This window comes from Martinezella sp. CNPSo 3957 (assembly GCF_057784395.1).
The window spans coordinates 345,633-365,086 of the sequence record NZ_JBXSOU010000005.1 but is presented as its reverse complement, the minus strand read 5'-3'; the positions used below and the strand labels follow the sequence as shown (position 1 = coordinate 365,086).

Annotated in this window: 15 protein-coding genes; 7 read left to right on the top strand and 8 right to left on the bottom strand. The window is 61.8% G+C overall.

Translation table 11 applies throughout. The features are described from left to right. Nucleotides 1-220: 220 nt before the first annotated feature. The 5 genes from rpmI to pheT are packed head-to-tail and all read left to right on the top strand — an operon-like array spanning nucleotide 221 to nucleotide 4,715. The gene (gene rpmI / locus AC13QE_RS15570) at nucleotides 221-424 is read left to right on the top strand and encodes a 50S ribosomal protein L35 (protein ID WP_012759782.1); all 204 of its coding nucleotides are present in this window, start codon (nucleotides 221-223) and stop codon (nucleotides 422-424) included. Nucleotides 425-461: 37 nt separating this feature from the next. Then, nucleotides 462-866 carry a 50S ribosomal protein L20 gene (gene rplT, locus AC13QE_RS15565; RefSeq protein WP_112336785.1) on the top strand — a complete coding sequence of 135 codons (405 nt, stop codon included), beginning with the start codon at nucleotides 462-464 and terminating at the stop codon, nucleotides 864-866. A 31-nt stretch (nucleotides 867-897) separates the two neighbouring features. Continuing rightward, on the top strand, nucleotides 898-1,155 hold the full coding sequence (locus AC13QE_RS15560) for a hypothetical protein (protein ID WP_488484325.1): 258 nt from the start codon (nucleotides 898-900) through the stop codon (nucleotides 1,153-1,155). A 37-nt stretch (nucleotides 1,156-1,192) separates the two neighbouring features. Further along, nucleotides 1,193-2,275, top strand: a complete 1,083-nt coding sequence (gene pheS, locus AC13QE_RS15555) for a phenylalanine--tRNA ligase subunit alpha (protein ID WP_132715566.1) — start codon at nucleotides 1,193-1,195, stop codon at nucleotides 2,273-2,275. 16 nt (nucleotides 2,276-2,291) lie between these two features. After that, nucleotides 2,292-4,715: a phenylalanine--tRNA ligase subunit beta gene (gene pheT / locus AC13QE_RS15550; protein WP_488484324.1), complete on the top strand. Its 2,424-nt coding sequence runs from the start codon at nucleotides 2,292-2,294 to the stop codon at nucleotides 4,713-4,715. Between the two features lie 252 nt (nucleotides 4,716-4,967). Here the strand turns inward: pheT and AC13QE_RS15545 are convergent, their stop codons facing one another. The 4 genes from AC13QE_RS15545 to AC13QE_RS15530 all read right to left on the bottom strand — a co-directional run bounded on the left by AC13QE_RS15545 (nucleotide 4,968) and on the right by AC13QE_RS15530 (nucleotide 14,291). Further along, nucleotides 4,968-5,327, bottom strand: coding sequence for a nuclear transport factor 2 family protein (locus tag AC13QE_RS15545; protein WP_015338486.1), 360 nt, complete (start codon nucleotides 5,325-5,327; stop codon nucleotides 4,968-4,970). Between the two features lie 94 nt (nucleotides 5,328-5,421). Next, entirely contained in the window at nucleotides 5,422-7,509 is a 2,088-nt protein-coding gene (gene pbpC, locus AC13QE_RS15540) for a penicillin-binding protein 1C (RefSeq protein ID WP_488484323.1), read from the bottom strand. Nucleotides 7,510-7,518: 9 nt separating this feature from the next. Further along, nucleotides 7,519-13,041, bottom strand: a complete 5,523-nt coding sequence (locus AC13QE_RS15535; protein ID WP_488484322.1) for an alpha-2-macroglobulin family protein — start codon at nucleotides 13,039-13,041, stop codon at nucleotides 7,519-7,521. 254 nt (nucleotides 13,042-13,295) lie between these two features. After that, nucleotides 13,296-14,291: an aldo/keto reductase gene (locus AC13QE_RS15530; RefSeq protein WP_488484321.1), complete on the bottom strand. Its 996-nt coding sequence runs from the start codon at nucleotides 14,289-14,291 to the stop codon at nucleotides 13,296-13,298. A gap of 128 nt (nucleotides 14,292-14,419) precedes the next feature. Between AC13QE_RS15530 and AC13QE_RS15525 the strand changes: the two genes are divergently transcribed. Next, nucleotides 14,420-15,313, top strand: coding sequence for a LysR family transcriptional regulator (locus AC13QE_RS15525; protein ID WP_132715571.1), 894 nt, complete (start codon nucleotides 14,420-14,422; stop codon nucleotides 15,311-15,313). 146 nt (nucleotides 15,314-15,459) lie between these two features. Beyond that, the gene (locus tag AC13QE_RS15520) at nucleotides 15,460-16,077 is read left to right on the top strand and encodes a hypothetical protein (RefSeq protein ID WP_488484320.1); all 618 of its coding nucleotides are present in this window, start codon (nucleotides 15,460-15,462) and stop codon (nucleotides 16,075-16,077) included. Here the strand turns inward: AC13QE_RS15520 and AC13QE_RS15515 are convergent. The 4 genes from AC13QE_RS15515 to AC13QE_RS15500 all read right to left on the bottom strand — a co-directional run bounded on the left by AC13QE_RS15515 (nucleotide 16,067) and on the right by AC13QE_RS15500 (nucleotide 19,144). Beyond that, nucleotides 16,067-16,510 (bottom strand): GNAT family N-acetyltransferase, encoded by a 444-nt coding sequence (locus tag AC13QE_RS15515; protein ID WP_488484319.1) that lies wholly within the window; start codon nucleotides 16,508-16,510, stop codon nucleotides 16,067-16,069. The two genes, AC13QE_RS15520 and AC13QE_RS15515, sit on opposite strands and share 11 nt — an antisense overlap. Before the next feature lie 13 nt (nucleotides 16,511-16,523). Then, entirely contained in the window at nucleotides 16,524-17,474 is a 951-nt protein-coding gene (locus AC13QE_RS15510) for an aldo/keto reductase (RefSeq protein ID WP_132715574.1), read from the bottom strand. A gap of 105 nt (nucleotides 17,475-17,579) precedes the next feature. Further along, complete coding sequence (locus tag AC13QE_RS15505; RefSeq protein ID WP_488484318.1) at nucleotides 17,580-18,578, bottom strand: GlxA family transcriptional regulator; 999 nt, start codon at nucleotides 18,576-18,578, stop codon at nucleotides 17,580-17,582. Next, nucleotides 18,575-19,144: an isochorismatase family protein gene (locus AC13QE_RS15500; protein WP_488484317.1), complete on the bottom strand. Its 570-nt coding sequence runs from the start codon at nucleotides 19,142-19,144 to the stop codon at nucleotides 18,575-18,577. Before AC13QE_RS15500 ends, AC13QE_RS15505 begins: the two co-directional genes overlap by 4 nt. Nucleotides 19,145-19,454 lie beyond the last annotated feature (310 nt).

Genomic DNA, 19,454 nt, shown 5'->3' with positions numbered 1-19,454 from the left:
CTGGGCCGTTGCACTTGAAGGCAAGTGCGGTTATAAGCGCGCGTCCGAACTGACCGGCAGGGCATGCCGTGGCAGTTCAGAATGCTGGTGGAGCGGTTCGTCACCGTATCCGCCGTTCAACAACAAACGCTCCGGCACCTTGTTGCAGCCCGGTCAATTCCGGATCTGTGGGAAGGGCTTTTAAGCAAAGCAGGCCAGGAAGCATCGAAGGAGTAGCAAAATGCCCAAGATGAAGACGAAGTCCTCTGCCAAGAAGCGGTTCAAGATCACCGCATCCGGCAAGGTCAAGGCAGCCGCTGCTGGCAAGCGCCACGGCATGATCAAGCGTAGCAACAAGTTCATTCGCGATGCCCGCGGCACCATGGTTCTCGCAGAACCGGATGGCCGTAAGGTTATCAAGAACTACTTGCCGAACGGTCTCTAAGACTATTCGTAACGCTATAGACTAAGGAGATCATGAAATGGCACGCGTAAAAAGAGGCGTTACCGCCCACGCCAAGCACAAGAAGGTTCTGAAGGCAGCCAAAGGCTTCTACGGCCGTCGCAAGAACACCATCCGTACCGCCAAGGCCGCCGTCGATCGTGCAAAGCAGTACGCTTATCGCGACCGCAAGGTTAACAAGCGCAACTTCCGCGCCCTCTGGATCCAGCGCATCAACGCTGCCGTCCGCGAGCATGGCCTGACCTATGGCCGCTTCATCGACGGCCTGACCAAGGCTGGCATCGAAGTTGACCGCAAGGTTCTTTCCGACATGGCAATCCATGAGCAGGAAGCTTTCGGCGCGCTCGTCGTCGCTTCGAAGAAGGCACTTGAATACCTCAAGGAAGCCGGCACGAAGAACGAGTTCGAAGCAGCCGTTAACTAACGCTGCCTCGCACGTCTTTCGTAAATTCATTATGAAACCCGCGCTGGCGAAACCAGCGCGGGTTTTGTGTTTTGCAGCATATGCTTTTCCATCGTGTCAGGCTGTCTTGTTGGGCGAGGCTCGAAAATGGGTCGCGCATCGGGCGACAAATACCAAGGACCGCATTCTTGGCGTGTTTTTGTCATTTGCCCGGTTGATTGGCCGCTTCCACATGGGTAGTGATCTGCAGCGCCTCATCGTTGCCACAAGCAGTCTGATGTGGGTGTTCATCCATTATTCCGCGGAATGAGCGGCGTCCAAGCCCGCCGCCCGCAAGGCAGGATCAGATGACGGAACTCGTAACACTCGAAACCCAACTCATGGCCGAGGTGGCTGCGGCGAACGACGAGCAGGCGATCGAAACGGTCAGGGTTGCCGCGCTCGGCAAGAAGGGCTCGGTTTCGGAACTGCTGAAGACGCTGGGCTCTATGTCGCCGGAAGAACGGCAGACACGCGGCGCAGCGATCAACGCGCTGAAGAACGCCGTCACCGACGCGATCAACGCCCGCAAGAGCGAGCTGCGCGATGCGGCGATCGAGGCGAAGCTGAAGGCCGAGACCGTCGATGTCAGTCTGCCGGTCCGCTCCTCGCCGGCCGAGCGCGGCCGCATCCATCCGATCAGCCAGATCGTCGACGAAATCACCGCCATCTTCGGCGACATGGGCTTCTCGATCGCTGAAGGCCCCGATGTCGAGACCGATTATTATAACTTCACGGCGCTGAATTTCCCGGAAGGGCACCCGGCCCGCGAAATGCACGATACCTTCTTCTTCCAGCCGGATGAAAAGGGTGAGCGCAAGGTGCTGCGCACGCACACCTCGCCGGTGCAGATCCGCACCATGGAAGCGCAAAAGCCGCCGATCCGCATCATCATCCCCGGCAAGACCTACCGCCAGGACAGCGATGCCACGCATTCCCCGATGTTCCATCAGGTCGAAGGCCTCGTCATCGACAAGACCGCGAACGTCGCCAATATCCGCTGGGTGCTCGAAGAGTTCTGCAAGACCTTCTTCGAGGTCGACAATGTGACGATGCGCTTCCGCCCGTCCTTCTTCCCCTTCACGGAACCGTCCTTCGAGGTCGATATCCAGTGCGACCGCTCCGGCCCGATCGTCAAGTTCGGCGAAGGCACCGACTGGATGGAAATCCTCGGCTGCGGCATGGTGCATCCGAACGTACTGCGCTATGGCGGCCTCGATCCGGACGAGTATCAGGGCTTTGCCTGGGGCATGGGCCTCGACCGCATTGCCATGCTGAAATACGGCATGCCCGACCTGCGCGACTTCTTCAACGCCGACGTCCGCTGGATGAACCACTATGGCTTCCGCCCGCTCGACATGCCGACTTTGTTCGGCGGTCTGAGCGCGTAAGGAAGGGATAAAGCACATGAAATTCACACTCTCCTGGCTGAAAGAGCACCTGGAAACCGACGCCACGCTCGACGAGATCTGCGCCCGCCTGACGATGATCGGGCTGGAAGTGGAAGAAGTGGACGACAAGGCCGCGTTCAAGCCCTTCGTCATCGCCAAGGTTCTCTCGGCCGAAAAGCACCCGCAGGCCGATCGCCTGAAGGTGCTGATGGTCGACACCGGTAGCGGTGCGCCCGTTCAGGTCGTCTGCGGCGCCCCCAATGCGCGCGCCGGCCTCGTCGGTGCCTTTGCGGCCCCGGGCACCTATGTTCCCGGCATCGATGTGACGCTTGCCATCGGCAATATCCGCGGCGTCGAGAGCCGCGGCATGATGTGCTCGGAAAAGGAACTGGAAATCTCCGACAGCCATGACGGAATCATCGATCTGCCGGAAGATGCGCCGGTCGGCACGAGCTTTGCGGCCTATGCCGGCCTCGACGATCCGGTCATCGAGATCAATCTGACGCCGAACCGCCCGGACTGCACCGGCGTCTATGGCATCGCCCGCGATCTCGCCGCCTCCGGCCTTGGCACGCTGAAGCCCCGCCTCACGCCAACGTTTCCTGTCCAAGGTGAAACGCCGACCGAACTCAAGATCGAGCTCGACGATATCAGCCTTTGCCCGGGCTTTGCGCTTCGCCTCGTGCGCGGCGTCAAGAACGGCCCAAGCCCGAAGTGGATGCAGCAGCGCCTGCTCGCCATCGGCCTTCGTCCGATCAGCGCGCTGGTCGACATCACCAACTACATGACCTTCGACCAGGGTCGCCCGATGCACGTCTTCGACGCCGCCAAGGTCAAGGGCAACCTGGTCGTCCGCCGCGCCAGGGACGGCGAAACCGTGCTGGCGCTGGACGAGCGCGAATACAAGCTCAGCCCGAGCAACGTCGTCATCGCCGATGACAATGGTGTCGAGTCGATCGGCGGCATCATGGGCGGCGAACATTCCGGCTGCGATGAAAACACCACGGATGTGCTGATCGAATCCGCACTCTGGGACCCGATGAACATCGCCAAGACGGGCCGAAGCCTCGGCATCATCACCGATGCGCGCTATCGCTTCGAGCGCGGCGTCGATCCGGAATATATGGTGCCCGGCCTCGAGCGCACGACCGAGCTGGTGCTTGCCTGCTGCGGCGGTACGGCTGCCAAAGCCCGCGTCGAAGGCTACAAGGGCTATGAGGCGAAGGTCGTCGATTTCCCGCTGTCGGAAGTCAAGCGCCTGACGGGCCTCGACGTCTCGGCCGATGAGAGCAAGTCGATCCTGACGAAGCTCGGCTTTTCGGTTTCCGGTTCGGGCGAGCGCATTTCCGTCGCTGTTCCCTCCTGGCGTCCGGATGTCGATGGCAAGGCCGATCTTGTCGAAGAGATCATGCGCATCCACGGCGTCGACAATATCAAGCCGCAGCCGCTTAGCAGCCACACCGCTGTCAACGGCAAGATCCTGACGACACTGCAGATCCGCACCCGCACCGCCAAGCGGGCGCTCGCCTCGCGCGGCATGCTGGAAGCCGTCACCTGGTCCTTCATCTCGGAAGATCAGGCCAAGCTCTTCGGCGGTGGCTCCAACGCATTGAAGCTTGCGAACCCGATCGCCGCTGACATGTCCGACATGCGTCCTTCGCTGCTGCCGGGCCTGCTGTCGGCTGCGCAGCGCAATGCCGACAAGGGTTATGGCGACGTCGCGATCTTCGAAGTCTCCGGCACCTATGAGAACGACACACCCGAGGGACAGCGGCGCGTTGCCGGCGGTATTCGCCGCGGCACGGCATCGCTTGCCGGCGCCGGCCGCATGTGGTCGAACGCCACCAAGGGCGGCGGCAAGCCGGTCGACGTTTTCGACGCCAAGGCTGACGCTCTCGCCGTCATCGAGGCCTGCGGCTTGCCGATGGGCAATATCCAGATCGAGCAGGGCGGCCCTGCCTGGTATCACCCCGGCCGCTCCGGCACCATCAAGATGGGTCCGAAGGTCGTGCTCGGCTATTTCGGTGAATTCCATCCGAAGACGCTGGAAGCGCTCGACGTGTCGGGCGCTCTCGCCGGCTTCGAAGTCTACATTGATGCCATGCCCGAGCCGAAGAAGAAGGCGACCCGCACCAAGCCGGCGTTGGAGCTTTCTCCCTTCCAGGCCGTCAAGCGCGACTTCGCCTTCGTGGTCGACAAGTCAGTGGAAGCCGGCGCCGTCGTCCGCGCCGCCGTCGGGGCCGACCGCAAGCTGGTCACCGGCGTCAACGTCTTCGACATTTTCGAGGGTGCGTCGCTCGGCGAAGGCAAGAAGTCGATTGCCATCGAAGTGCAGATTCAGCCGGCCGAGCGCACGCTGACGGATGAGGATTTCGAGGCGCTGACGCAGAAGATCGTGTCGAACGTCACGAAGTCGACGGGTGGGGTGTTGAGAGCGTAATCGGTCGCTGTCGAGTTCGCGGAGGGTCTGTTCCCCCCTCTGTCGCTATCGCGACATCTCCCCCACAAGGAGGGAGATTGGTAACTCGCGGAATCTTCTCGCCTCGATCAAATATCGAAGCTGCAGACACTGAAGCTTTCAGGTTCGAAAGAGCGTGCGGCAAACTCCCAACAATCTCCCCCCTTGTGGGGGAGATGTCACGAAGTGACCGAGGGGGGTATCAGGGGCACGGCATCCTCGGTGCCGCCTCACCTACCGATGCAGATGATAAACCTTGTTCACCACACTCCACCGCCCATCGATCTTCACCAGCGATAGATAGTCCGAAAACCGCATCCCGGCGAATTCGTCGACGACCTTGACGCTGGCCGCATCGCCTTCGATGTCGATCAATTCGATCTCCATCAGCGGTATGGTTCCGGGCGGCGCACTGCCTTCCTCGACGATCGCGGCGATGAATTCATCCCGCGTCATCCATTCCACCGCGCCTTGATAATTGCCGATGATCGCTGCCCGCGGATGGAAAGCCTTGCGCAGCGCCGGCTCGTTTGCGAATGCCATTCCATCGACATAGAGATGAACAACCGCACGGATTGCCTGCTCTTCCGACATCTCGTCATTCCTCGTTTGAGTTATGCCTAAGATATCATAGACGCCGGCAGCTGACAAAAATGCAGGCGGCGCGATCGCAATGATTTGACTTATATTATTCGACAAAAACCCGCACGCTTGCCGCGCGTCCGGCGGCATCGATGACGGTCAGCGTCGAATAACCGGCGCCATCGGGCGTCCATTGGTTGGTGCGGCGCCGCGACATGTCGGGCAACGGCTTGCCGTTGGCGAGCCAGCGGAACGGCGCCCTGCCACCCTGCAGCTTCAACGCCAGCGGCATGATCTGATCGTTGCCGCTGCTGGCGCCGAGATCGACGCGTGCGCCTTCCGGCGGATAGACGATCTGAGGCGCCGGTTCGCGGCTGGAGGCGGCCAGCAGCCCTGCGGCGGTCACGGAAAAGCGCCGCTGGCTGATCGGCAGCTCGGTCGGCGCGATGCGGACGGCGCCCATGGGAGCGGCAGGGAAGGAGGTTATGGCAACGCCGGATTTCGCGAAGGCCTCGAACAGGATCGGGGCGGCCGAAACATAGCCCGCCAGTCCCGGCACGGCGCCATTGTCCGGGCGGCCGACCCAGACGCCGAGCACATGCGCGCCGTCATAGCCGATCGACCAGGCATCGCGGTTGCCGTAGCTGGTGCCGGTCTTGTAGGCGATGCCGAGCTGCTTGCTGCCGCGCGGCGCGATGATGTCGGAGAGGATGTCGGTGATGTTCCACACCGCGATCGGCTCCATCAGCGGCTCGCCTTCGATCGGTCCCGGCTCGTCCTGAACCCCGTCGCCGATCCGCATCGCCTTGCCGCGATTGGCAAGCCCGGCATAGAGCTGCACGAGATCCTTCAGCGTCACGCCGACGCCACCGAGGCCGATGGCAAGGCCCGGTGCCTCGTTCGGCGGCAACTTCGGCTTCACCTCGGCGCGGCGGAAGCGCACCAGCAGCCGCGTCGGACCTACGGCATCGAGCAGCCGCACGGCCGGCACGTTCAATGACAATTGCAGCGCCTGGCGCACGCTGACATCGCCCTGATAACTCATGTCAAAATTGCGGGGACGATAGCCGTAGAAATCGGCGGGGCGATCCTCGATGATCGTTTCCTGCGCCACATAGCCCTGCTCGAAGGCAAGGCCGTAGATGAAGGGCTTCAGCGTCGAGCCGGGCGAGCGCAGAACGCGCGTCATATCGACCCAGCCCGCGCGCGAGGAATCAAAATAATTGGCCGAGCCGACTTCGCCGATGATCTCGCCGGTCTTCGCGTCGGCCATGATCATGGCAACAGACACCTTCGGCCCAAGCCGCTTCGCTGCCGCATCCGCAACGGCTTCGAGGCCTTGCTGTACATCACGCCGCAGCGTCGTCTTGTGCTTGATAACGCTGGGCTGCTTCCTGAGCGCCAGTTCGGCCAGATGGGCCGCATAAGCCGGCAGCTGCCGGCGCTGGGCCGGAATAGGGGAGAGCGAGGCGCGTTCCGCTTCGCCTTCACCGATGATAGTGGCAACGGCGGCGCGCTCGAGCACGCGATGGCGGGCAGCCTGGGCGGCGGCAAGATTGCGGTCCGGCCGGCGCTTTTCCGGCAGCTGCGGCAACGCCACAAGCAGGCCAGCCTGCGCGACCGTCAGATGCTTCGGCTCCTTGCCGAAATAGGCAAGGCTTGCGGCGCGCACGCCCTCCAGATTGCCGCCATAGGGGGCATGGGTCAGATAGAGATCGAGGATCTGTTCCTTGGTCAGTCGCCGCTCGATCTGGATGGCGCGGACGACCTGCAGGAGCTTCGCCGTCATTGAGCGCTCGCTGCGTGGCTCAATCAGGCGCGCCACCTGCATGGAGAGTGTCGAGCCGCCCGAGACGATGCGGCCATGCGTGACGAGCTGCAGAAAGGCGCGGCCGATCGCCATGGGATCGACGCCATGGTGATCGTAGAAGCGCCGATCCTCATAGGCGACCAGCATGCGCAGATATTGCGGATCGACATCGGCAACGCCGGTCTTCAGCCGCCAGCGCCCCTCGGGCGTGGCGAAGGCGCGCAGGAGATCGCCATTGGCGTCGAGCACTTCGGCCGAGACCACACGAGCATTATCCAGCGGCGGCGGATAAGCCTGGTCCGCGGCTTCCAGGCCAAAGACCAGAGCCAACGCCCCCAGGGCAGTGGCTCCAAAGCCGATCGCAATTTTCCACCGCGCCTTCATGTCTGCTTCTTACTGCTGGGCGCCCAGCACCTCCATGCGGCCCATCGCCGTGCGGGCCGAAAACTGAGGACGATACATGTCCTCGACGCTTGCGGCTGGATGATCGTAGACGCCGGGGGTCACGGCGCGCACGACATAGGCGAAGGTCATGTCACGATCTGCTCCGGAGCCCTGGTCGAAGGCTGCGACGAAACGGTCGTTGCGGAATTCGACATGAGCGGGCTGAATGTCGCTGAGCCAGTCGAAGTTCGAAAGCTGGGCGCTGTTGACGATGCTCGGGTTGTCGATCTCGAAGCCTGCCGGGAGGAGATCGGTCACGAGGATGCGCTGCGGCCAGTCATTGTCCTCGGTCACGTGCAGCACGACCACGTAGCGTTCGTTCTGCTGTGCCTGGCTGACATTCGCCTCTTCGCCATCGAGCGTGTAGTATTTGCGCTCGATCTTGAAGCCGTTGCCGCCGGCAGGCAGCTGTGCAACCGGAGCCGCGACAGTGGTCACGGCAGCCGACAGCGGCTGGCGCGTCGTGTTGGTAACGGTCAGCGGATGGCCCATCAGCGCATCGCCCGACATCTGCGCCATGTAGGTGCCGCTATGGGCGGCGCCGTTGACATCGAGCGTCAGGCCGTCATCGCCATTTTGCAGGGCGCGGGCGGCAAGCAGCATCCAGGTTTGTTCCTGGGTGCTGGTATATTTCCGGCTCTGCCAATCCTTGGCAACGACGCTTGCGAGTTCCGGAATGATCGGCGGCACCGGGCGGCTTTCGGCGGCCAGCGCCAGCACGGCGGCGCCGTCGCGCAGCGACGAGCCGTAATCCGAGCGGACGAAGCTGACCTTGGTCACCGCCGCCTTCTGCGACATCTGCAGCGAATCCACGAAGATGTTGCGTGAGCGCTGTGCATCCCCATAGAGCGCGAGAGCCGCGGCCAGATGCGCCTTGGAGAGCGGTGTCGGGAAGTCGTTCAGCATGGTGTCCGCATAGTAGCGCAGATCGCTGATCGAAGCCTTCTTGTTGCGCGCCAGCACGTAGAGCGCATAGGCGATCTCGTTGCCGTTATCCTTGACGTTGGTATTGGCGCTGAGCGCATTTTGGAGGTTTTCGAGCCCCTGCACCATCGCCTGATCCGGCACGTTGTATTTCTGCTCGCGGGCGCGGGTCAGGAAGTCCATGACATAGGCGTCGAGCCAGAGATCACCCGAGCCCGGGCTCCAGAGGCCGAAGCTGCCGGTCGAAGACTGGTAGGACAGTTCGCGATAGATCGAGTCCTGCACGCGCTTCTGGATCTCGGCGTCATTGGCCAGGCCGTTCTTGATGGCCATGTCGCTGAAATAGAGCAACGGCATGGCGCTGCTCGCCGTCTGTTCCGCGCAGCCATAGGGATAGTGGCTGAGGCTCATCAAAAGCGCCGGCACGTCAAAGGCGCTGGAACGGCTGACATTGACGCTGACCGAGGCGCCGGGCAGGACGCTGTCGGCAAGGAGGTCGGCATTGACGGTCAGGCTCTTGCCGGGGGCAAGGGCGATGACGCGCCGTTCGGTGACCGGCAGCTGCGCCGGGCGAAGAGGGATATCGACCGATTGGTCGAGCGACATGCCCGACGCATTCGAGAGCTTGATCGAAACCGTGCCGTCGCCCGGCTGTCCGCCGGTTAGCGGTAGCGTGACGGCGTATTTGCCTCCGGTCTGCAGATTGATCTTCTGTTGGGTGGCGCTTGCATCTATCGTAACCGCGCTATTGCCGGTGACTGTGAGCGCGTACTCGCCGGTGGGCGCGTCCGTGTTTGCGACGTCGAGACGCAGGTTTGCCTTGTCTCCGGGCGCCAGGAACTTCGGCAGGCTGGCCGTGACGACGACGGGATCGCGGATGATGACATCCTGCGTCGCGTGGCCGACGCCGGCCTTCGACCAGGCAACCGCCATCAGCCGCGCCGTGCCGTTGAACTGCGGAATGTCGAAGCTGACATTGGCCTTGCCGCTGGCATCGAGCTTGATGGGGCCGGAGAAGAAGGCGATCAGTTTTTCCTTCGGCGGGCTGGCCTGCAGGGCCGCTTGTCCGCCGTCACCGCCGGTTCGCAGCTTGCCGGTCGCGCCAAGCGAGCCATCGATGAGGCGACCGTAGATATCGCGGATTTCGAGGCCGAGCTGGCGTTGGCCATAATACCAGTCATCCGGTGCTGGCGGCTGGTAGCGGGTCAGGTTGAGGATGCCGACATCGACGGCGGCGATCGTGACGTAGGCGTCCTCATTGGCGCCTGCGCCGGCCACTTGCAGCGCGATGTTCAGTGGCTGACGCGGCAGCGTCTTCTCGGGCGCGTCGATCTTGATCTGCAGCTTGCGCTCGCCGGGATCGACGGGAGCCCATTTGATGCCGATGGCGCGCATCGGCATGCGGCTTTCCTGGGCGTCGCCGGGGCGGAAGAGGGTTGCCGTCAGATAGGTGCCCGCGCCCCAATCGGCGGTCACGGGAACATCCACTTCGCCGCCATTGGCGCCGATATCGGCATTGGTGACCGAGATCAGAGTTTCCGAGCCTGCCGTTACCATCAGCTGGCCGGCATAGCGCGAGGTGACCTTCAGCTTCGCCGTATCGCCGACATGGTAGCTTTCCTTGTCGAGCGCGATCTCGAGCGCATCCGGCGTTTCCGTCGAGGTGGAGGCGACGTACCAGCCGGCATTGAATTCCACGCTGGTTTCCGGGCCGTTCGCATCGGCGGTGGAAACTTCGAGACGGTAGCGACCCCAGGTGACGGGCATGGAAATCGCCGCGCCGTCCGTCGTGGCGTTGACCGTGCCGACTGCCACCTGCTTGGTGGACATGATCGGCTCGAACTTCCAGCTGCTGCCGTCGCGATACCATTGATAATTGCGCTCGACACTCAGCAGTTTCCAGGTCAGGCCCTGCATGGCCTGCTTCTGGCCGTTCGCGTCCACGGCGATGACATGGAAGTTGCCAACCGAATTTTCGCCCAGATCGCCGTCGAATTCCGGCTTGATGCCGATGCGCGGACCGTCCGCCTTGACGGGCAGCGTCAGAGAGCGCTCGACGGCGCGGCCGCCGGCTTCCTGCATGCGCACCGTGATATTGGCGTTCAAGAGCTGCGTGGTCGAAGGCGTGTCGTTGATGGTGACGTTGAAGGTGGTCTTGCCGTTTTCATCCAGCGCCTGCAGGTCTTCGAGCGGCACCTGCGTGCTCTCGGCCTTGCTGTCGCCGCTGCTGCTGTCCTCGTCGTCATTGTTTGCATTTGCCTTGCCGGCACCTTCGTCGGCGAGGCCGAACTGATAGCCCTTGAAGGCATCGCTCTGGCGCGTCGGCTTCAGCGTGACTTCGCCTTCGAGGTTGAGGCCGGCGGCAGGCGCGCCATAGAGATAGCGTCCATCGACATTAACAGGCGTCGGCTGGCCGACTTCGATCTCCTTGGCGTCGCTCTTCATGTCGAATTCGATGCGATCCGGCACGAAATCGTCGACGAGGAAGGTCTGCGAGCCGATGGAGGAGCCCTTCGGGTCGGTGTAGATGTTCATCGTCCAGGTGCCGCGCATCGAGGTCTGCTGCAGCGGCAGATCGACATTGTAGCCGCCGAGCTTGCCGCCATCGGTGACGATGCGGCGGTCCTCGACGCCATCCGGGCGCAGGAAGACGAAGGTGAGCGGCAGGTTTTCCACCGCCGTCGAGCTGACGTCGCGGGCAAGTGCGGAAGCATGTACCGTCTCGCCGGCGCGGTAGATGCCGCGTTCCGTCCAGGTCAGCAGGTCGATCGCGCCGGGCGCGGTTCTGCCTGCCACGCCGCGGTCGGAAAGATCGAAGCCGGCGCGCGTCATGTCGAGGAAGACATAATCCTGATCGCCATTCTGAGCGGTGATGACGGCCGGCGTCATGCCCGCGGTGCCGCGCATCAGGCCGGCGCTGAAGACAGCGCGGCCCTTGTCGTCGGTCTTCGCCGTGCCGAGGATTTCGTTGTTCTTGGCGAGCAGCTGCAGCTGAATGCCGGCAAGTGGCTTGGCGCTGCCGAGCGAGCGTGCGAAAACATTCAGCCCGTCGGTGCCGGCATAGGTGGTGACGCCGATGTCGGAGACGACGAACCACTGCGTCGCCTGCGGGTCCCATTCATGGCCGCCGCTCTCGGGCGCAACCGCCGTCAGCACATAGACGCCGGGTTTGCGCTTCGGCAGTGCCTCGTCCACAGGGAAGCTGGTTGCGACTTCCTTGTTGAGTTCCTGCTTGATCTCGATGGAGCCCTGCCAGACCAGTTCGCCATTGGTATCCTGGATGGTCTGAGCGCTGTAGCTATCCACCTGCGTCAGGAACTGCGAATTGTTCAGAAGCTGCGCAATATTGCGGTCGCCGATGCGATAGAGTTTGAGATTGGCCGTAGTGGCGTTGACGGACACAATCGGAATGCCGCGACGCGCGGTCGAGGGCAGGACGAAATTGTCGCCCGTGAAGCGCAGCGAAGCCGTGCGATCCTTGACGTAGATATCGACATTGACCTGCGAGGCGAGGTTTTCCTCCACCGAGGAGGGCAGACCGGCGCGCAGCGAGACGCGGTAGTGCTGGCCGAATTCCAGACCTTCGACACAGATCTGGTTGTCCTTGGCATCGACGCCCTTCGGCGCGGCGCCGTTGAGGGTGACGAAGGGGGTATAATCGACGCCGCTCTTTACCAGCTTTTCGGAGAACTGCACGCAGGCGCGCGGCGAGGCATTGTCGTTGTCGAGCGTGTTGCCGGTCACGCGGAAGCCCTGGCGGGCCAGAAGATCGTTATAGGCTGCCTGGACGGCCGCCGAGCTCACGAGATTGAGACTTGCCTTGTAAGCGCTGAGCGCAGGGCGATAGTTCTGCGCATTCTTCAGCGCCTCGGCGAGAACGGCCAGCGCATCGGCGCGGCTGCTCGTCGTGCGGGTCAGCTGATAGCCGTTGAGTGCGGCATAGGCGGCGCGCGTAGCGACAGACGTGTCGTTCGTGATCGTATTGGCGGCGCGCGCCATCTCGACCCACAGGTCACCATTGTCGGGGCTGAGCGAGAGCGCACCCTGGAAGGCGTTCAGGGCATCGTTGACATTGCCAGAAGTCAGCTCGATACGGCCGAGCGCAATCAGGCTTTCGACGCCCTGGCCCTTCAGCTCGTTGCCGAGCGTCAGCGTGTTCTTTGCATCGCGCGCGCTTTGGACGAAATTGTCGGAAAGGAAGGAAAGGGGAGGGGCCGCGCCGATATCCGGTTCACTGGTGGCCGCCGTCTCGACGATCTTGCCGGCGATCGCGCCGGGGAAGCTGTTGAGCTGGTTGAAGTCCGACTTCATGAAGCACCACTTCACCTTGGGATTGTAGGTGAAGGCCTTGCAGGACTTGTCGCCGATGCAGGACGCGGAGCACTGATCCAGCGTCACATTCTGCTCCGTGCGCAGATCGAAGCCGAAGTAATCGCCGTCCTTCGTGGTGACCACCTGGCGCTTGACGTCAGCCGCCAGCGAAGGGGTCAGAGATGCGAAAGTGGCGAGAAGAAAAGCAGAGAAGCCGATAAACGCGCGCCTAGACATAAGTCCTCCCCACGCTGCCCGTTTTTGATGGCGGCAATCTTCAAATTTCGGACCCGTTTGTCAACCGAGCGTCGAGCTGTTGTGTACGCTTCACGTTTACGACGATTCGCCTAGGTGCTTGAAAGAGGCTGTAATTCAGGCGATTAGCATGTTCAGCCAAGCGTCAGTCGGGTTTCATTTTTCTTTTCAGTCTCAAAATGACACCGGCCTTGATGACCGGTGTCTCTGTCTGGGCTGCAGAGGAAGTCCGTTTGTCATATATTCGTCAGAGCCAATGCGGCATCCGTATACCGCTTTCCGACGACGATCTCGGGCTTGATGATATCGCCGAGTTCCTTCACCTCTTGTGCCGAAAGGACGATATCGGCGGCTGCAGCGTTCTGCTCGAGATGGTGCAGCTTGCGCGCGCCGGGGATCGGTACGATGTCGTCGCCCTGATACAGCACCCATGCGAGCGCCAGTTGTGCAGCCGTGGCACCCTTTTCTTCGGCCAGTGCCTGAAGTTTTGCGACCAGGGCTGCGTTTGCATCGAAATTCTCGCTCTGGAAGCGCGGTAGCGAACGGCGGAAATCGTCGGTGGCGAGATCTTCCGTCTTTTGGATGGCACCGGTCAGGAAGCCGCGGCCGAGCGGGCTGTAGGGCACGAAGCCGATGCCGAGTTCGCGGCAGGTGGCGAGCACGTCTTCCTCCGGATCGCGGCTCCAAAGCGAATATTCGCTCTGCACGGCGGCGATCGGATGTACGGCATGGGCGCGGCGGATGGTGGCGGAGCCTGCTTCGGAAAGGCCGAGTGCGCGCACCTTGCCCTCCCGCACCAGCTCGGCCATGGCGCCGACCGTATCTTCGATCGGCACATTCGGATCGACACGATGCTGGTAGTAGAGGTCGATGACATCGGTGCCAAGTCGCTTGAGGGAGGCTTCGGCAACGTCCTTGACATGCTCGGGCCGGCTATCGACGCCGATCATGGCGGCGGGGCCCGATTTCGTGTGATCGAGCTTGAAACCGAATTTGGTGGCGATGACAACGCGGTCGCGCACAGGCTTCAGTGCTCGGCCGAGCAATTCCTCGTTGGTGAACGGGCCGTAGGTTTCGGCCGTATCGAAAAAGGTGACACCGAGATCGACGGCGCGATGCAGCGTTTTGACGGATTCGTCTTCGTCCGTCGGGCCATAGGCGAAGCTCATGCCCATGCAGCCGAGTCCGACGGCGGAAACGGTGAGATCCTTACCAAGCCTGCGGGTTTTCATGATCTATTCCTTTTGAGCTTATGGGAGCGGCGGCGGTCATTTCCGCTGCCGACACGCTCAAATTAGGGTTTCGGACAATGAATGAAAATCCATGCAAATCCTTACAGGTTGTTCTATAATTTAGATCAATGAACAGAACACAGCTCTCCCAACTCGCGGTTTTTGCCGCCGTCGCCGCCCATCGCAGCTTCCGCGCTGCCGGCAAGGAACTGTCGATCGCGCCATCGGCGGTCAGCCACGCCGTATCCAGCCTCGAGGAAAGCCTCGGTGTGCGGCTGCTTGCCCGCACCACGCGCAGCGTGCTCCCCACGGAGGAGGGACAGGCGCTGTTACAACGGTTGGCGCCGGCCCTGGAGGAAATCGATATCGCGTTGGAGGATACGCTTGCGACCCGCGGCCGCCCGGCGGGGACGCTGCGCATCACTGCCCCGCGTTTTGCCTCCGATCTGCTGATGGCGCCGCGCATTGGCGATTTCCTCAATACCTATCCCGATATCACGCTCGAAATCGCCAATGAGGACGGCTTCAGCAATATCGTCAAGGAAGGCTACGATGCCGGTATCCGACTGGCGGAGAGCATCGAAGGCGACATGATCGCGGTGAAGATCTCGCCGGATATCCGCACCGTCATTGCCGGGTCTCCGGCCTATTTCGAGAAGCATCCGAAGCCTCTGCATCCCCGCGACCTCGTTCATCACCGCTGCATCAAGCGGCGATTTACCGATGGCTCGATCTATCGCTGGGAGTTCGAGAAGGATGGCCGCGAGCTGGTCATTGCCGTCGATGGTCCCCTGATCGTCATCGAGGATCGGTTAGGCGTTTTGGCCGCCCTCAATGGCGCCGGCCTTGCCTATCTCTTCGATATTCGCGTGCAGCAGGAACTGGCCGAGGGCAAGCTCATCCGCGTGCTCGAGGATTGGTGCCCGCCCTATCCGGGCTTCTGCATCTACTATCCGAGCCGCCGCCAGATGCGCCCGGCGCTTAGAGCCTTCATCGATTTTTTCAAATATACGGGGCCTTAAAAGCGATTTCAGGAAAAGTGCGTAGCGGTTTTCCGTCCGGAAACGCGCAAAGCAAGGGAACGAAGCGACTGCTGACAAAAATCGGGTGGCGGTGATGCGATAAGTCGTCTCGACTGATTGAATGGTTTCAGGAAGGGATTGCAGCGATGAGAAAACCGGGATCGATGAAGGGGCTCGAGGATCTAGGCCGCGTCAGGCTGTCGAAGAACTTCTTCTTTCGCGATTTCCTGCATTCGGAAATATCGGATTTCTATCGCATCCCCAATATTCCGGAAGACCCGGATCTGGCGATCGAGGCCGGACGCCGGCTTTGCGAGGAATTGCTGGAGCCGCTGGAGGCGACCTTTGGCCGGCTACATATCCGTTCCGGCTATCGCTCGCCCGAGGTCAATGCTTTCGGCAACAGGAACGGGCTGAACTGCTCGACCAATCCCCACACCGCCGCGCACCACATCTGGGATATGCGCGATCTCGACGGCTGCATGGGGGCGGCCGTCTGCATCGTCGTGCCCTGGCTGATCGATCACCATACTCACGAAGGCGATTGGCAGAAACTCGCCTGGTGGATCCACGACCATCTGCCCTATGCTTCGCTCTGTTTCTTCCCGAAGCTATGGGCCTTCAACATCCAATGGCACGAGCGGCCGATACGGACTATCCAGAGCTATGTCAGCCCGCGCGGCATGCTGACCAAGCCTGGCATGGCCAACTGGGAGGGGGATCATTCCGCCCATTATGAGGGCTTTCCGAAAGTCAAAAGCTGATGCGGTAGCGAATATGCCCGTCGCTCTTGACGTAGCTGTCATAGAGCTTGCGGGCGGTCGCATTGCCTTCTTCGGTGTGCCAGTAAAGCCTGGCCCAGCCGTTCGTCTTGCAGAGCGCGACGAGATCGTCGAGCAGCGCCCGGCCGACGCCGTGGCCCCTGGCGCTTTCATCAACGAACAGGTCTTCCAGATAGCAGTCGAGTGCGCGCACCCAGGTGCCCTCATGCGTGAGGCTGAGGCTAAAACCCTTCACCTCACCGTCGACCTCGGCCAAGCGCATGAAGATCGCCGACGCCGGATCGAAGACCCGGCGCCATGTCGCATCGGTAATGTCGGGCGCGACGGTGACGCCGTAGAAGGCCAGATAGCCGTCCCATAGCGCGCGCCAGCGCGCTTCGTCGTTGGGTCTGGCGTCTCGGATCGTCACGGTCATCAGTCTGCCTCTTTTATTCGCCGGCTGCGTCGAGCAGGCGCATGGCGTCGTCGGAAAGCGACAGCTTTGCCGAATTGATGAGCGCGTTGAGCTGGTTGAGGCTGGTGGCGCTGGCGATCGGAGCGGTGACGCCACGCTTGCGCAACAGCCAGGCAAGCGCGATCTCGGCGGGCTTCGCGCCGGTTTCGGCGGCGACCTTGTCGAGAGCCGCAAGGATGCGCAGGCCCTTGTCATCGAAATAGGCTGAAACCCGGTTCTCACGTGCCCGTCCCTCGGTATCGGCCTTGGTGCGGTACTTGCCGGTCAGGAAGCCGGCTGCGAGGCTGAAATAGGTGATGACGCCGATCTCTTGCCTGACGCAGAGATCCGCCAGCGGTCCCTCGAAGCTGTCGCGGGCATAGAGATTATATTCGGGCTGCAGCACGTCGTAACGCGGCAGGCCAGCCTTGGCGGCAGCATCGAGCGAAGCCTGGAGCTGCGCCGCATCGAGGTTCGAGCAGCCGACATGGCGGATCTTGCCCTGTTCCTTCAGCTTCGCATAGGCGGCAAGCGATTCCTCATGCGGCGTCTCGGGGTCCGGCCAGTGCGACAGATAAAGGTCGATGTGATCGGTCTGCAGCCGCTTCAGCGAAGCCTCGGCCGCCTCGATGATATAGTCGGCCTTGAGGCCCTTCTTGCCCGGGCCCATCTCCGAACCGACCTTGGTGATGATGATGGCCTTGTCGCGCGAAACGCGGCCCTGCTTCAGCCACTTGCCAATGATCTCCTCGGAATCGCCACCCTTGTTGCCCGGAACCCAGCGGGAATAGACATCGGCCGTGTCGATGGTGTTGAAACCGGCATCGAAAAAGGCGTCGAGCAGTGCGTAGGAGGTTTTCTCATCAGCCGTCCAGCCGAAGACATTGCCGCCGAAAACGATGGGGGCGACAAACAGATCGGTTCGTCCAAGCTTGCGCATGTCCATGATATCACTCCAAATCACTTGAGGGGCAGGCCGGCGAGCAGGCGTCGGCGCGAAGGGACAGCCCAAGCTAACGACCTTTGCCGACAAAGACCACTAACGATTTCTTTATTCCGCCGTCGAACGCCTATAGTGGCTGGGCGGCAGCGCGTTGTATTTCGACCAGACACGCCGCATATGCCGCGGCGAGGCGAAGCCGGATTTTTCCGCCACACGCTCCATATCCAGCCGCGAATTGGCAAGCACGTCGCGCGCCAGCGTCACACGCATCAGATTGACATAGGCCGTCACCGACAGGCCGGCATGTTCCTGAAACAGCCGCGAAATATGCCGCGCGCTCATGGCGCCGATGCCCGCAAGCTCGGTAAGCGACCAGCCATGGGCCGGATCGGCCATGATCGCATCCTGCACGCGATGGATGGCGGGGTGAACGTGGTTGCGGCCGCTGAGCCAGGGCGAGAGCTGCGGCTCGGCGCCGGTTCTACGCATATAGACGACCATGTGACGTGCAATGGTCAGCGCCGTCACCGGCGAGGTCAGCTTGGAGGCGAGATGCAACATGAGATCGGTGCCTGTCGTGATGCCGGCGCTCGAATATCGATCGCGGTCTTCGACGTAGAGCCGGTTGTCGAGAACCCTGGCCGTCGGTGCATATTGCGTGATTTCGTCGAGGCAGGCGGCGTGGCTGGTGCAGGCATAGCCATCCATCAGTCCGGCGCGGGCTGCGAGCACGGCACCCGAGCATATGGTGACAAGGGTGATGCCCGGCCGGATCGCACCTCTCAGCCACGCTGCAAGCCTGGCAATCTCCGGTTCGATATCTTCGGCATCGTCGGGTGGCGTGACGTTGCCGGACAAGATGACATAGGCGCCATCGGGAATGTGATCCGGCAACAGCCTGAGATCGGCAAGCGTCAGCCCAACCGAAGTCGTCTGCAACGGCTGGGCAGCGATGAACTGATAATCGAACAGGACGTCGTCCTGTTCGATATTGGCGCGACGCAACACCTCCACAGGCCCCGCCACGTCCATCAGCAGCGTATAAGGCGGCAGAAGCACGTAGACGGGAATGATCCGCCGATGGAGGCGCTGGTCGCTTTGAATCATGCGGCACTCCGGATCGATGCGTCGGCCAGCGCCTCTTCGACCGTTGCGATACGGGCGAAACGGCCTGACAGCACGAGCTCGCTGCGCTTCTTGATATCATCGACGCTGAAGACCGTGCCCGAGGCATGCGTCATCGGGAAGGTCAGCGTCGCCTCGGTGACATAGTCGACCTCATAGCCAAGATCGGAAGCGTGCCGGGTCGTCGTCTCGCAGCATTGCTCGGTACGGATACCCGAAACGATCACCTTGCGGATGCCGTTTGCCACCAGCCAGACATCGAGGCCTGAGCCGACGAGCGCCGAATGGCGGCGCTTGTGGAAGACGGCATCGGCCTCCAGCGAGATCTCATCGAGCTTGCGAACGAAGCCGCTCTTGAGGCTGAAATGCGCGTCGTTGTCCTCGACATGGAAAATCTGGACGACGGGAATGCCTTGCGCCTTGGCGCCGTCGATCAGCGCCTGCAGGCGGCTGGTGAAGGCTTGCAGGTCGTCCGTTCGCCAATAGGGACGCTGGCGAAAGGATTCCTGGACGTCGATGACGAGCAGTGCGGTATCCGCATGGGACATTTTCGTATCTCCTGTGCTTGAAGGATAGCTGAGATTAGGCGTCGCTTGAAAGCTTCGAAAGCCATCTGGCAGACAGAAAGGGGACAAATACGGACACGACGTGATGGTCATTACACCCTCCGGTTCGCGCCTGCGGGCCATCTCGGGCGTTGCACCTTCGGCAAGGGCCGAATAAAGTTGACGTCGATTTCGTCCAGAGCGGAATGCCCTGTTTCGCTTTACCCCACCGTGTTCACAAAGGATCCCGCCGGAAAGGCCATGTTGCGATCATCGCCATGCGGCCATCTGTTTGGGGACGATGCTTCAGGAG

Bases quoted from the DNA above. Each gene is read 5' to 3' on its own strand.
- AC13QE_RS15520 (WP_488484320.1), top strand. From the start codon at position 15,460: ATGAGAAAACCGGGATCGATGAAGGGGCTCGAGGATCTAGGCCGCGTC.
- AC13QE_RS15530 (WP_488484321.1), bottom strand. From the start codon at position 14,291: ATGAAAACCCGCAGGCTTGGTAAGGATCTCACCGTTTCCGCCGTCGGA.
- rpmI (WP_012759782.1), top strand. From the start codon at position 221: ATGCCCAAGATGAAGACGAAGTCCTCTGCCAAGAAGCGGTTCAAGATC.
- AC13QE_RS15500 (WP_488484317.1), bottom strand. From the start codon at position 19,144: ATGTCCCATGCGGATACCGCACTGCTCGTCATCGACGTCCAGGAATCC.
- pbpC (WP_488484323.1), bottom strand. From the start codon at position 7,509: ATGAAGGCGCGGTGGAAAATTGCGATCGGCTTTGGAGCCACTGCCCTG.
- AC13QE_RS15525 (WP_132715571.1), top strand. From the start codon at position 14,420: ATGAACAGAACACAGCTCTCCCAACTCGCGGTTTTTGCCGCCGTCGCC.
- pheS (WP_132715566.1), top strand. From the start codon at position 1,193: ATGACGGAACTCGTAACACTCGAAACCCAACTCATGGCCGAGGTGGCT.
- AC13QE_RS15560 (WP_488484325.1), top strand. From the start codon at position 898: ATGAAACCCGCGCTGGCGAAACCAGCGCGGGTTTTGTGTTTTGCAGCA.
- AC13QE_RS15515 (WP_488484319.1), bottom strand. From the start codon at position 16,510: ATGACCGTGACGATCCGAGACGCCAGACCCAACGACGAAGCGCGCTGG.
- AC13QE_RS15535 (WP_488484322.1), bottom strand. From the start codon at position 13,041: ATGTCTAGGCGCGCGTTTATCGGCTTCTCTGCTTTTCTTCTCGCCACT.
- pheT (WP_488484324.1), top strand. From the start codon at position 2,292: ATGAAATTCACACTCTCCTGGCTGAAAGAGCACCTGGAAACCGACGCC.
- AC13QE_RS15545 (WP_015338486.1), bottom strand. From the start codon at position 5,327: ATGTCGGAAGAGCAGGCAATCCGTGCGGTTGTTCATCTCTATGTCGAT.
- AC13QE_RS15510 (WP_132715574.1), bottom strand. From the start codon at position 17,474: ATGGACATGCGCAAGCTTGGACGAACCGATCTGTTTGTCGCCCCCATC.
- rplT (WP_112336785.1), top strand. From the start codon at position 462: ATGGCACGCGTAAAAAGAGGCGTTACCGCCCACGCCAAGCACAAGAAG.
- AC13QE_RS15505 (WP_488484318.1), bottom strand. From the start codon at position 18,578: ATGATTCAAAGCGACCAGCGCCTCCATCGGCGGATCATTCCCGTCTAC.